The 12,356-nt window shown below is 71.8% G+C and carries 14 protein-coding genes and 1 pseudogene; 7 read left to right on the top strand and 8 right to left on the bottom strand.

Going from position 1 to position 12,356, the window contains the following annotated elements; genetic code table 11:
• Nucleotides 1–228: 228 nt before the first annotated feature.
• Entirely contained in the window at nt 229–1,614 is a 1,386-nt protein-coding gene (locus tag ACZ4W9_RS28635) for a serine hydrolase domain-containing protein (protein WP_467940604.1), read from the top strand.
• A gap of 72 nt (nt 1,615–1,686) precedes the next feature.
• Here the strand turns inward: ACZ4W9_RS28635 and ACZ4W9_RS28630 are convergent, their stop codons facing one another.
• Nucleotides 1,687–2,139 carry a GNAT family N-acetyltransferase gene (locus ACZ4W9_RS28630; protein ID WP_467940602.1) on the bottom strand — a complete coding sequence of 151 codons (453 nt, stop codon included), beginning with the start codon at nt 2,137–2,139 and terminating at the stop codon, nt 1,687–1,689.
• A gap of 9 nt (nt 2,140–2,148) precedes the next feature.
• Nucleotides 2,149–2,607 carry a MarR family winged helix-turn-helix transcriptional regulator gene (locus tag ACZ4W9_RS28625; RefSeq protein ID WP_467940600.1) on the bottom strand — a complete coding sequence of 153 codons (459 nt, stop codon included), beginning with the start codon at nt 2,605–2,607 and terminating at the stop codon, nt 2,149–2,151.
• Nucleotides 2,608–2,748: 141 nt separating this feature from the next.
• On the opposite strand from ACZ4W9_RS28625, the gene ACZ4W9_RS28620 reads away from it, so the two are divergent.
• Together ACZ4W9_RS28620 and ACZ4W9_RS28615 are read left to right on the top strand one after the other, a co-directional pair.
• Nucleotides 2,749–3,954 (top strand): MFS transporter, encoded by a 1,206-nt coding sequence (locus tag ACZ4W9_RS28620; RefSeq protein ID WP_467940598.1) that lies wholly within the window; start codon nt 2,749–2,751, stop codon nt 3,952–3,954.
• Between the two features lie 110 nt (nt 3,955–4,064).
• Nucleotides 4,065–4,484 carry a GlcG/HbpS family heme-binding protein gene (locus ACZ4W9_RS28615; RefSeq protein WP_467940596.1) on the top strand — a complete coding sequence of 140 codons (420 nt, stop codon included), beginning with the start codon at nt 4,065–4,067 and terminating at the stop codon, nt 4,482–4,484.
• 69 nt (nt 4,485–4,553) lie between these two features.
• Here the strand turns inward: ACZ4W9_RS28615 and ACZ4W9_RS28610 are convergent.
• Nucleotides 4,554–5,421 (bottom strand): annotated as a pseudogene (locus ACZ4W9_RS28610) (GNAT family N-acetyltransferase).
• 152 nt (nt 5,422–5,573) lie between these two features.
• Between ACZ4W9_RS28610 and ACZ4W9_RS28605 the strand changes: the two are divergent.
• The gene (locus ACZ4W9_RS28605; RefSeq protein ID WP_467940594.1) at nt 5,574–6,206 is read left to right on the top strand and encodes an HAD family hydrolase; all 633 of its coding nucleotides are present in this window, start codon (nt 5,574–5,576) and stop codon (nt 6,204–6,206) included.
• A gap of 41 nt (nt 6,207–6,247) precedes the next feature.
• Nucleotides 6,248–7,459, top strand: a complete 1,212-nt coding sequence (locus ACZ4W9_RS28600; RefSeq protein ID WP_467940592.1) for a globin domain-containing protein — start codon at nt 6,248–6,250, stop codon at nt 7,457–7,459.
• A 6-nt stretch (nt 7,460–7,465) separates the two neighbouring features.
• Here the strand turns inward: ACZ4W9_RS28600 and ACZ4W9_RS28595 are convergent, their stop codons facing one another.
• From ACZ4W9_RS28595 to ACZ4W9_RS28575, 5 genes are all read right to left on the bottom strand, one after another.
• Nucleotides 7,466–7,948 carry an NUDIX hydrolase gene (locus tag ACZ4W9_RS28595; RefSeq protein ID WP_467940590.1) on the bottom strand — a complete coding sequence of 161 codons (483 nt, stop codon included), beginning with the start codon at nt 7,946–7,948 and terminating at the stop codon, nt 7,466–7,468.
• A gap of 88 nt (nt 7,949–8,036) precedes the next feature.
• The gene (locus ACZ4W9_RS28590) at nt 8,037–8,942 is read right to left on the bottom strand and encodes a LysR family transcriptional regulator (protein WP_467940588.1); all 906 of its coding nucleotides are present in this window, start codon (nt 8,940–8,942) and stop codon (nt 8,037–8,039) included.
• Nucleotides 8,943–9,168: 226 nt separating this feature from the next.
• The gene (locus ACZ4W9_RS28585) at nt 9,169–10,317 is read right to left on the bottom strand and encodes a cystathionine gamma-lyase (protein WP_467940586.1); all 1,149 of its coding nucleotides are present in this window, start codon (nt 10,315–10,317) and stop codon (nt 9,169–9,171) included.
• Nucleotides 10,314–10,805 (bottom strand): low molecular weight protein-tyrosine-phosphatase, encoded by a 492-nt coding sequence (locus tag ACZ4W9_RS28580; protein WP_467940584.1) that lies wholly within the window; start codon nt 10,803–10,805, stop codon nt 10,314–10,316. Before ACZ4W9_RS28580 ends, ACZ4W9_RS28585 begins: the two co-directional genes overlap by 4 nt.
• Before the next feature lie 7 nt (nt 10,806–10,812).
• Complete coding sequence (locus tag ACZ4W9_RS28575) at nt 10,813–11,190, bottom strand: phage holin family protein (protein WP_387826719.1); 378 nt, start codon at nt 11,188–11,190, stop codon at nt 10,813–10,815.
• Nucleotides 11,191–11,291: 101 nt separating this feature from the next.
• On the opposite strand from ACZ4W9_RS28575, the gene ACZ4W9_RS28570 reads away from it, so the two are divergent.
• Complete coding sequence (locus tag ACZ4W9_RS28570) at nt 11,292–11,609, top strand: cupin domain-containing protein (protein WP_467940582.1); 318 nt, start codon at nt 11,292–11,294, stop codon at nt 11,607–11,609.
• A gap of 131 nt (nt 11,610–11,740) precedes the next feature.
• Nucleotides 11,741–11,953 (top strand): DUF5326 family protein, encoded by a 213-nt coding sequence (locus ACZ4W9_RS28565; RefSeq protein WP_467940580.1) that lies wholly within the window; start codon nt 11,741–11,743, stop codon nt 11,951–11,953.
• Nucleotides 11,954–12,356 lie beyond the last annotated feature (403 nt).

Raw genomic sequence — 12,356 nt, 5'->3', positions numbered from 1 at the left:
GGAGGAGGCCGCCTTCCACGGGCGGCCGTTCCGGATCGGGACGGTCTTCGTTCACAGTGCCAACCCCATCGGTGCCGGAACCGTCGTGCGGGCGCTCACCCGCTGGAACTACCGAGTCCGGTGGGCGACGGCGTAGAGGGGCCGGCACGGAGGGCTCCGGCATACGCGGTCGCCCGGGCAGGGGAAATGGATTCGACGGCCGCTGTCGTCACCGGGTGGACTGGGGGCATGACGACACATCAGGAAGCCCTGTTGCCGGCCACCCGGCGCGCGTTGCTGCATCGGATCGCCGTCGCGCAGGCCGAAGGGCGGGCTCCCTCGCTGGTGGCGGCCGTGGTGCGGGACGGGCAGGCCGTGTGGCACGGGGCGCGGACCTGCGTGGGCGGGCACGCACCGGACGAGACCGTGCAGTACCGGATCGGGTCCATCACCAAGACCTTCACCGCCGTGCTGGTACTGCGGTTGCGTGATGAGGGTCTGCTCGATCTCGGCGATCCGCTGGAGAAGCACCTGCCGGGCACCGGCGTGGGGGAGGCGACCGTCGCGGAACTGCTCGCCCACACCGCGGGGCTGGCCGCCGAGACCCCCGCCCCTTGGTGGGAGCGGACCCCCGGCTCGCTGCGGCCCGAGCTGAGCGATGTGCTGGGCGAACAGCCCCTGCTGCACCCCGCCGGCCGACGGCACCACTACTCCAATACGGGCTACACCCTGCTCGGCGCCCTGGTGGCGGAGATGCGCGGCGCCGCTTGGGAGGACGTGCTGCGCGACGAGATCCTGGAGCCGCTCGGCCTGCACCGGACGAGCACGCGGCCCCAGGCACCGCACGCGGGCGGGTGGGCCGTGCATCCGTGGGCCGACGCGCTGCTGCCCGAGGTGGTGGAGGACCTGGGCCGGATGGCACCGGCCGGCCAGCTCTGGTCGACGACCGGGGACCTGGCGCGGTTCGCCGCGTTTCTGGCCCGGGGGGACGACCGGGTCCTCGGCGCGCGGTCGGTGGCGGAGATGCGGACCCCCGCGGCCCCGGCCGAGAGCGCGGACGTGGTGGACGGGGTCACGTACGGCCTCGGGATGCAGATCCGGCACCGGAACGGCCGGCTGCTCGTCGGGCACTCCGGTTCGCTGCCGGGCTTCCTGGCGAACCTGAGCATCAGCGTGGAGGACGACGTCGCCGCGGTGGTGCTCACCAACTGCACCAGCGGGCCGCTGCCGAGTGCCGTGGCGGCGGACCTGGTCCGGATCGTCGCCGAGGCGGAACCCCGCATCCCCGAACCCTGGCGCCCCCTGCGCGAGGTCGATCCGGCGGTGCTGGAGCTGGTGGGGCAGTGGTACTGGGGCACCCAGGCGTTCGGCCTGCGTGCGACCGCCGACGGCCTGCTCTCCCTGGCACCGCTGACCGGGGGAGGCCGCAAGGCCCGCCTCCGCGCCAACGGCGACGGCACCTGGACCGGGCTGGAGGGCTACTACGCCGGTGAGCTGCTGCGGCCCGTGCGGCGTCCGGACGGTTCCCTGAGCCATCTCGATCTCGGCTCGTTCGTGTTCACTCGGCAGCCGTACGACCCCGAGGCCCCGGTGCCCGGTGGCGTGGACCCGGAGGGATGGCGGGGCATCGGTTAGCCCTTGACCGGGCAGGGGGTGTGTTTCACGTGAAACACACCCCCTGGGCCGTTCTGGCGGCCTGCGGCACGGTCAGAGCCGCAGTTTGAAGCCTTCGTGCGAGGCAGTGAAGCCCAGTCGTTCGTAGAAACGGTGGGCGTCGGTGCGCGTCTTGTCGGACGTGAGCTGCACCATCCGGCAGTCGAGCCGCCGGGAGGTGTCGATCGCCCACTCGATCAGCCGGCTGCCCAGCCCACTGCCCCGTTCGTCGGCGTGGATGCGCACGGCCTCGACGAGCGCGCGGGTGGCGCCCCGGTGCGAGAGCCCCGGGATGATCGTGAGTTGCAGGGTTCCGATCACGCGGCCTTCGCGCACGGCGACGACGAGGTGCTGGTTCGGGTCGGCGACGAGCCGTTCCAGTGCGGCGCGGTATGGCGTCAGGTCGTCGGGCGACTCGCGCTGGGCACCGAGCGGATCGTCGGCGAGCATCGCGACGATCGCCGGGAGGTCGTCGGCGGTAGCGGCGCGTATTTCAAGATCTCCCATGTGCGCACCCTATGCGGGCACGCTCAGCGACTCCACCACCCGGACCAGCGGGGCGAGTTCGGGGTTCTGGGCGGCGGCGTCCAGCGCCTCGCGCAGGGCGGCGTCATTGGTGGGCCGCGCCTCCTCCAGCAGGCGCAGGCCGGCCTCGGTGACGTTGGTGTAGATGCCGCGCCGGTCGGTGGGGCAGAGGTAGCGCTCGAGCAGGCCGCGGTTCTCCAGCCGGGTCACCAGGCGGGTGGTGGCGCTCTGGCTGAGGACGACCGCGTCGGCGACCTGCTTCATCTGCAGATGCCCGCCCTCACCGGTGTGCTGCCTGCTGAGCACGTCCAGCAGTGAGTACTCGCGCACGCTGAGGTCGTGCTTGGCCTGCAGGGCGCGCTCGATGTGCGCCTCGATCCTTCCGTGCAGAGCGGAAAGGGCGCACCAGCCCTGGGCGAGGGCGGTGAGCGAGGGGTCCGTCGCTGTCATGTGGCGTTTCCTCCGTCCCGGAGCGGCTCCACCACAAGAGTAGAGCACCGGCGCAATAGTCGGCAGTTGCATTTAGCCAGCGTCTGCAATTATTGTGAAAGCACGCAAAGCGCTCCTGCAATCGCTGGAAGGGTACCCCCCATGCCTCTCGCGCTCCTGGCCCTCGCGATCGGGGCCTTCGGAATCGGAACGACCGAGTTCGTGATCATGGGCCTGCTGCCCGAGGTCGCGGACGACTTCGGGGTCTCCATCCCCACGGCGGGCCTGCTCGTGACCGGCTACGCCCTCGGCGTGGTCATCGGTGCCCCGATCATGACCGTGCTCGGCACCAAGGTCCCGCGCAAGCGCATGCTGATGCTGCTCATGGGCCTCTTCGTCGCCGGAAACCTGCTCTCCGCCGTCGCCCCGGCCTTCGCGGTCATGTTGCTCGGGCGCGTGATCGCCTCCCTCGCCCACGGCGCCTTCTTCGGCATCGGCTCGGTCGTCGCGGCGGAACTGGTCGCACCGCACAAGAAGGCCGGCGCCATCGCCATGATGTTCACCGGTCTGACCGTCGCCAATGTCGTCGGCGTCCCGCTGGGCACGCTCATCGGGCAGAGCATCGGCTGGCGCGTCACCTTCGGCATCGTCGCCGGCCTCGGCGTCATCGGGCTCGCCGGTATCGCCAAGCTCGTCCCCGAGCTGCCCAGCCCCGAGGGTGTGCGGCTGCGCCACGAGCTGGCCGCCTTCAAGAACGCCCAGGTCCTGCTCGCCATGGCGATGACCGTCCTCGGGTTCGGCGGAGTCTTCGCGGCCATCACCTACATCGCTCCGATGATGACCCACATCGCCGGGTTCTCCGACGGCTCGGTGACCTGGCTGCTGGTCCTGTTCGGCCTCGGCATGGTCGGCGGCAACCTCGTCGGCGGCAAGTTCGCCGACCGCGCCCTGATGCCGATGCTGTACGTCTCCCTGGGCGCCCTGGCCGTCGTCCTGGCGCTGTTCACGTTCACCGCGCACAACAAGATCGCGGCCGCCGTGACCATCGCGCTGATCGGCGCCCTGGGCTTCGCCACCGTGCCGCCGCTGCAGAAGCGCGTCCTCGACCAGGCGCACGGCGCCCCGACGCTCGCGTCCGCAGTGAACATCGGCGCCTTCAACCTGGGCAACGCCCTGTCCGCCTGGCTCGGCGGCGTGGTGATCGCCGCCGGCTTCGGCTACACGTCCCCCAACTGGGTCGGTGCCGTCCTCGCCGCCGCCGCCCTGCTGCTCGCCGTCCTCTCCGCCGCCCTGGAGCGCCGCGACGGCGCGCGCGGCAGCGTGGTCGCCTCCGGGACGCAGGCGGACCGGGCCCCCGCCCACCACTGAGCAGTCCGCTCCGCGGGCGCCTCGCCCCGTATCCCCCGCAGACGTCCGTACCGGGGCCCACGCTCCGGTACGGCGAGCACTCACCCAGCACCATCCAAGGAGACAGCTCCATGAGCACCACCGCCGTCATCCCACTCACCACCGAGGACGCCGAGCTGCTCGTCACCACGGCCCGCCGGGCGGCCGAGGACTCCGGAGTCACCGTCAGCGTCACCGTTCTGGACGCCGGCGGCCACCTGCTCGCCTTCCGCCGGGACGACCGGGCCGTGCTGATCTCCGGCGAGACCAGTACCCGCAAGGCCTACACGGCGCTCCAGCTGAACGCGCCCACCGCCGACCTCGTCGCCGCCGTCCAGCCCGGCGGCGCGTTCCACACCCTGCCCACGGCCCTCGACCGCCCCCTGCTCTTCATCGCGGGCGGCCTGCCCGTCCACCGGGACGGCCGGCTGATCGGCGCGATCGGCGTCGGCGGCGGTGCGCCGGAGCAGGACCACGGGATCGCCGCCGCGGCCGTACAGGCGCTCGCCTGACCTGCCGGTCGGACCCGGTCACGCCGGCCCCGCCGCTCCGAGCGGCGGGGCCGGCGCGCGTCGAACGGCTCAGCCGGCGGCGACCGTCAGCGGGGCGAACCGCCGGGTCCAGTCCCCCGGCAGCTCGGTGATGCCGTAGGTCATCACCGAGTTGAAGGCCACGGAGGCCAGGCCCCGCTCCTTCGCCCAGTCCAGCAGCTCTCCGTGACGCACGTCGATGTCGGTGCGCAGCGGGCGCTCGGTACGGGCCGCCAGCGAGGCGATCAGCGCCTTGGCGGTCTCCGTGTCCCTCGCGATCAGCGGGCCGACCACATGGGTGTCCATGTTGGGCCACGCGGCGGTGTAGCCGATGAGCCGGCCTCCCTCCTCGGCGACCCGCAGCTGATCGGCGAAGGCGGGCAGCCGGGTGATGAGAGGAGTGCGATCGGCGCCGAACACCTCCTCGTCGAGGCGCACGATCGCCGGGAGGTCCTCCGCGGTGGCAGCCCGCGTGACGACCCCGGACTCCGGGCCGCCGGGAGCGAAGCGGCCCCTCAGCATCTCGGCCCGGCCCGTCACCTTGAAGCCCAGCTCTTCGTAGAGAGGCCGGCCGTCGGGGGGGGGCGTGCAGGGTCAGTGGGGTGCTCCCCATGACCGAGACGACGTGCCGCATCAAGCGGCGGCCGACCCCTTGGCGCGCATGGCGTCCGGCCACGAGGACCATGCCGATGGCGCCGAGTTCCGGCTGCCCCCACCCGCCGTACTCCGTGACGACGCACGCGGCGACGAGACCGCCCTCGGGGTCGTCGATGCCGTATCCCTTCCCGGCGGTGAGGAGGAAACCCCACTTGTGTTCCTCGCGTGGCCACCCCCGGTCTTCGGACAGGTCGGCGCAGGCGGTGAGATCGCGGAGCGTCAGGCGACGGATGGGCAGAGTGGTGAGGGAAGGAGTTGGCACGCAGGTCAGGCTGTCCGAACGGCGCCCCCGCCGTCCACCTGTTTCGATGCGGACGCACGTTCTTTTGGCCATCTCATGGGCATCCGTACAGCCGTCGGACAGCTGTGCGGTGTTTCACGTGAAACACCGACCGGCCCACTAGCCTCGGCGCCATGACGAGACTTCACCTCTTCGATCTGGACGGCACATTGCTGCACGGGACCACCGCTCCCCTGGAGATATCGCGCCAGTTGGGCCTGGAAACCGAGACGATGGCGCTGGAGCGTGAGATCGCCGGCGGACGGATCGGCCCGCCGGAGTATGCCGCGCGGGTGTACGACCTGTGGGCCGGTCTGACCGAGGCGCATGTGGGGGCCGCGTTCGAGGCGGCTCCCTGGCTGGCCCGGATCCGCGAGGTCTGGGCGCAGATCAGGAGTGCGGGTGAGTACTGCGCGGTGGTGTCCCTCTCGCCCTCCTTCTTCGTCGAACGCCTGCTGGGCTGGGGTGCCCACGCGGCCCATGGCTCCCGTTTCCCGGCCGTGCCGTTCGCCGAGCCCGTCGACCCGACGGGGGTGCTCAACGCGGCGGCCAAGGTGACCATCATGGACCGGCTCTGCGCGGAGTTCGGAGTGACCCGGTCGGACTGCGTGGCGTACGGCGACTCGTCGTCCGACAGGGATCTGTTCGCCGCCGTGCCGGTGTCCGTGGCGGTCAACGCCGATGCCCACCTGGCGGGTCTCGCCACCCACTCCTACACGGGACGGGACCTGTGGGGAGCCTATGAACTGGTGGGACTGACACGGTAGTCGCCGTACCGACCAGACGACGTTCGAGGCGAGGGCACACCATGGACGCTGCGATCAGCACGCCGGGGGAGAACGGCAAGCCGGACGGGGAGGGCTGGTTCACGCCGCGCACGGCACCCCCGTCTCGGCCACCGGACGCTCAGGAGAGTGCGGACGCCCGCCTCATCCGGCGCACGCTGACCGAGATCACTCCCGTCGCCGACCAGGTCACCTCCTACTTCTACGCACTCCTGTTTGTCCGGCACCCCGAACTGCGCTCCCTGTTCCCGGCCGCGATGGACGTCCAGCGGGAGCGCCTGCTGAAGGCGCTGCTCACCGCGGCCGAGCACCTGGACGACACCCCGGCCCTCCTCGGCCACCTGCGCGGCCTGGGGCGCGGACACCGCAAGTACGGGGCGCGTGCCGAGCACTATCCGGCCCTGGGCGAGTGCCTCATCGGCGCACTGAGCAGGTACGCCACCGCCGTCTGGGACCCCGGGACCGAAGCCGCCTGGGTACGGGCCTACACCCTGTTCTCCCAGGTCATGATCGACGCGGCGGCGGAGGACGAACTGCGTGGCCCGGCATGGTGGCAGGCCGAGATCGTCGGCCACGACCTGCGCGCCCCCGACATCGCGGTCCTCACCGTCCGGCCCGACCAGCCCTACCCCTTCCTCGCTGGCCAGTACACCAGCGTGGAGACCCCGTGGTGGCCCCGGGTGTGGCGGCACTACTCCATCGCCTGCGCGCCCCGCTCGGACGGACTGCTCGTGTTCCATGTGAAGGCCGTCCCGGCGGGCTGGGTGTCCAACGCCCTGGTGCACCGGGCCCGGCCCGGCGACGAGATCCGTCTCGGGCCGCCGGCCGGCTCGATGACCGTCGACCACACCACGGACAGCGGACTGCTCTGCCTGGGCGGCGGCACCGGCATAGCCCCCATCAAGGCCCTGGTGGAGGACGTGGCCGAGCACGGCGAGCGCCGGCCGGTCGAGGTCTTCTACGGCGCCCGCACCGATCACGGTCTGTACGACCTCGACACCCTGCTCAGGCTCCGGCGGATCCATCCCTGGCTGTCGGTCCGGACCGTCACGGACGAGCAGACCCGGCTCCCCGACGCCGTACGAGCGCACGGGCCGTGGCCCGGGTACGACGCCTACCTCTCGGGCCCGGCCGCGATGATCCGCAGCGGTGTCGACACGCTCCGGGGCATCGGCGTCCCGCCGGGCCGCATACGGCACGACTCGGTGGAGGACCTGCTCGCCGGCGCGTACTGAGGGCGCTCAGCCGAGGTCGGGGGCGTGCATGGCACGTACGCCCTCGATGTTCCCGTCCAGGTAGTGGCGCAGGGACAGCGGGACTAGGTGGACGGAGGCGATGCCGACACGGGTGAACGGGACACGGACGATCTCGTACTCCCCGGCCGGTTCGTCCACTTCGGGGCCGTGCCGCAGGGCGGGGTCCATCGACTCCAGCCGGCAGACGAAGAAGTGCTGCACCTTCACACCGGTCGTGCCGCAGTCCTCACCGATGTGCTCCACCGTGTCCACGAAACACGGCACCACGTCGGTGATCTTGGCGCCGAGTTCCTCGTACACCTCCCGGTGCAGGGCGTCCACGACGGTCGAGTCCCCGGGCTCGACCCCGCCACCGGGGGTGACCCAGTAGGGATCGACGCCGGGCTTGGTGCGCTTGATCAGGATCAGGTCGTCACCGTCCAGGAGAACGGCGCGGGCGGTGCGCTTGACCACGGGTCGGACGGTCATGGGAGAAATGTGGCCCCGCTGGTTCCACGTGAAACATCGCAAAGCGCCACGGGCCGACCACTGCGGGCGCCACCCCACCCGGGCGGCGTCAGTACCAGGCCGCGGCCGCGCACCGGAGCCACTCGTGGGCCCGTGCCACGTGGGGCAGGGCGAGGGTGCCGGTCCGCACCACCAGGAAGTACGTGCGCAACGGCGGCACCAGCGGGTCGAGCAGGGTGACGATCGCGCCCCGCTCCAGGGCCGGCGCGCACAGATAGCGGGGCAGCACCGCGAGCCCGGCACCGGCGATCACACAGGAGAGCACGGCCCGCAGGTCGGGGGCGATCACCGTGCCCGTGGCGGCCGGCCGGCAGTCGAAGACGGAAGCCCAGTAGCGCGAGACGAGCGGAAGCGACTCGTGGACCTCCACGACGGGCAGGTCTTCCAGGACCGGAGCGCCCTTCAGCCGCACGCTGTCCGGCCCGATGCGTTCCGCCCAGTGCGGGGCGGCGACCAGTACATGCTCCTCGTCGCACAGCGGAGTGGCGGTGAGCAGGTTCCCGCGCGGACGGGCCGTGCTGACGGCCAGGTCGTGCCGGCCGCAGGCCAGCCCCTCCAGCGTTTCCTCGGCGGCGCCGAAGGAGACACGCAGCGCGAGGGCCCGGCCGTCGTCGTCGGTCAGACCGGTGAGGGCGGGCAGCACGCGTTCGGCGGTGAACTCCGGCGGGCCCGCCAGATGCAGCGTCCGCGACGCCGGGTCGTCGTCCAGTCCGCCCTCGGCTATCTCCACCAGGGCGTCGAGGTGCGGTGCGGCCCGGTGCGCGAGTTCGTCGCCGATGGTCGTCGGGGTCACCCCGCGCGCCTGACGGAGGAAGAGCGGCCTGCCGAGCTGGCGCTCCAGCGTACGGATCTGCGAGGTGACGGCGGGCTGGGAGAGGCCGAGCAGAGCGGCGGCACGGGTGAAGGAACCAGCCCGGTGCACGGTGACGAAGGTCCGCAGCAAGGCCAGATCCACGGCGTGCCCTCCCCTTTCCCTGCCTCCTCGCCCTTTCGCCGGCCGCCGGGCAGGAGCCAACTATAAATATGCCGATAGGTCCCTGTCGCTACCGTGATTGGACACTGACGCAGAGTCAACTAGCCTGGTTCGGGCGGTCTTCCCACCCGAGGACCGCAGGCGGTCCGAGCCACGAGGGGGGAGGCTCGGACCGTCCGGCAGCCGCGGCGGCCAGCCGTGCGAGGGGTTACCCGGCGGACTCGTCCAGGGCGCGCAGCACGTCGGCCACCAGGTCTTCAGGGTCCTCCGCGCCGACGGACATCCGGACGAAGCCCTCCGGCACGTCGTCCCCGCCCCAGCGGCGGCGCCGCTCGGCCGTGGACCGCACCCCGCCGAAGCTCGTCGCGTCCTCCACCAGGCGCAGGGCCTCAAGGAAACGCTCGGCACGTGCGCGCGTGGGCAGGGTGAAGGAGACGACACAGCCGTAGCGGCGCATCTGCCGCGCCGCGATCGGGTGCGAGGGGTCGTCGGGCAGGCCCGGGTAGCGCAGTCCGGAGATCTCGGGCCGCTGCCGCAGCGCCTCGGCGACCGCGAGGGCGGTGGCGTTCTGCCGGTCGACGCGCAGTTGGAGCGTGGCGATGGACCGGTGCGCGAGCCATGCCTCCATGGGCCCGGAGATCGCGCCGACGATCTTGCGCCAGCGGCGTACGGCGGCCATCGCCTCGGCGCCGCGGCCGGTGACATAGCCCAGCAGGACGTCACCGTGCCCGGTGAGCTGCTTGGTACCGCTGGCCACGGAGAAGTCGGCACCCAGTTCCAGCGGGCGCTGCCCGAGGGGGGTGGCCAGGGTGTTGTCCACGGCGACCAGCGCGCCCCGCGCGTGTGCCGCCTCCGTCAGCCGCCGGATGTCGCACACGTCGAGCCCGGGGTTCGACGGGGACTCGATCCACAGCAGCCGCGCTCCGTCCAGCGCCTCCAGCTGGGCGTCGCCGCCGGTCGGCGCGGTGCGCACCTCGATGCCGTAGGCCTCCAGCTGGGTGCCGACCATCGGCAGCACCTGGTAGCCGTCGGAGGGCAGCACGACCGCGTCCCCGGCGCGCAGCTGGGAGAACAGCACGGAGGAGATCGCCGCCATGCCGGAGGCGAAGACCAGCGTCTCGACGTCCTCCCGACCGGGGGCCTCCAGCTCGCCTATGGCGCGCTCCAGCAGGGTCCAGGTCGGATTGTCGTCACGGCCGTACGCGTACGGTCCCGACACCTCACCGGGCAGGTGGAAGTGGGCCGCGAACACCGGTCCGGGCAGGGTCGGCTCGTGCTTGACCGGCTCGGGCAGTCCCGCCCGTACCGCGCGCGTGCCGTCGCCCGTGCCGTCCTCGCTTCTCGTGCCCTCGCTCATGCGGCCCGTCCTTCCAGTTCGTCCTGTACGGCGGCGAGCAGCCCCGTACTCGCCGCCTCCACCATCTCAAGGCACTCCTCGAAGCCGTCCCGGGCCCCGTAGTACGGGTCCGGTACGTCGAGGTCGGAGCCGGCGCCGGGGTCGTAGGAGCGCAGCAGGCGGATCTTGCGCGCGTCCTCCTCGGTGGGCGCCAGCCGGCGCAGGGCCCTGAGGTGGCCGGTGTCCAGGGCTATCACCAGGTCGAGCCGGGCGAACCACGACGGCAGGAACCGGCGGGCCGTGTGCGCACTGCCGTAGCCGTGCTCCTCCAGGACCGAGACGGTGCGCGGGTCGGCCGGCTCCCCCTCGTGCCAGCCGTCCGTGCCGGCGCTGTCGACCGCCACCAGGTCATCCAGGCCGGCCTCCGCCACGCGTGCGCGGAAGACGGATTCGGCCATCGGGGAGCGGCAGATGTTGCCGGTGCACACGAAACAGACGCGGTAGGTCATGGTGCGATCAGTCCTCGTCGGGCAGGACGACGTGCAGTGCCCAGGAGACGACGGAGACGATCAGACCGCCGAGGACGGCCGTCCAGAAACCCTCCACATGGAAGCTCAGATCGAGTTTTCCGCACACCCAGGAGGTCAGCAGCAGCATCAGCGCGTTGACGACCAGGGTGATCAGCCCCAGGGTCAGGATGAACAGCGGGAAGGTGAGCACCTTCACGATCGGCTTGACCAGCCAGTTGACCAGACCGAAGATCAACGCGACGACGATCAGCGTGCCGGCCTTCTTGGCGGTGCTGTCACCGGTCAAGGTGATCTTGTCGAGCGCCCATACCGCGACCGCCAGGGCACCGGCGTTGGCGATCGTCTTGACTAGGAAATTCCTCATGTGTCTGATCGTGGCAGACCGGACGGAACCCGGCCGGATGACGGCGGGCGGGCCACGGGAGCAGGGGAGCGGCGAGCAGTGAGGCGAGGACGGCGGCGGCGATGAAGGCATTCCGGCTGGACGACCTGGAGGCGGAGCGCGCCGCCAACGAGGGTGCCTACCTGCAGTTCCTGCGCGAGCGGAACATGTCGGTCGGCTTGTACGCCCTCGACGCGGGCGGACACGACCCGCAGAAGCCGCACGGCCAGGACGAGGTGTACCTCGTGGTCAGCGGCCGGGCCTCGCTCACGGTCGGCCCGGAGACGACCCAGGTGGCACGGGGCAGCGTCGTGTACGTGCCCGCCGGGGTGCCGCACAGGTTCCACCACATCAGCGAGGATCTCAGGGTGCTCGTCGTGTTCTCTCCACCCGAGGCGTGAGTCCGGCCCCCGCGTTCCCTAGGGGACGGGTCAGGGCAGGACAAGGGATGCGAAACCCCCGCTCAGGCCCTCGCGGCCCTAGCATCGAGTGCGTATCACAGACAACGCACGAGAACGCAAAGGACGAGGCGATGCGAGAGATCTTCGCGGGGCTGCCGTGGTGGGTGAAGTGGGTCGCGGTGCCGGTCATCGCCCTGGCCGTGTTCGGCGGCCTGATAGCGAGCGTGGTCGGGTTCGTGATCGGCCTGCTGTTCAAGGCACTGGTCTTCGTCGCCCTGGTCGGCGGACTGATCTACGTCGTGCGCCGGTTCACCGGGAACTCCTCGTCCCGCAGCGGGTGGTGAGGCGTCAGGTCGCCGGTCAGCGGTGACGCGGGCGGTTCCCTCGGGGGAGGGAAGTTTCCGTCCGGAGCGGTCCGGGCGCGGTGGCGGGCCCGTTAAAGTCCGGAACCCCCCGCGGACTCCGGCTCCGCGGGAGGCGCAGACCCCGTGCTCCACCCCTCGCACGGGCTCCCCCCTCGCGCTTCGGGAGTGACCCCTTGGCCATGGTTGACACCGCACCGGCAGCACCCCCCGCACCCGCCGTCGCACCGCGTCCCTGCGCACCCCCTTACCAGCGACCGTCGTCCCCGCTCGTTCCCAGCCAGGCGGGCGCGCCCGCGGCGGGCAGCCCCGGCCCCCCGCCCGCCGCCGGCACCCGCGAGTCGCCGCCCTCCGCCGGCCGGCCGGCACCGCGCCCCCCGGCCGC

It is taken from the genome of Streptomyces sp. NPDC029296 (assembly GCF_055569255.1).
Note: the sequence above shows the minus strand (reverse complement) of the source record. Positions and strands in the feature narration are given on the sequence as shown.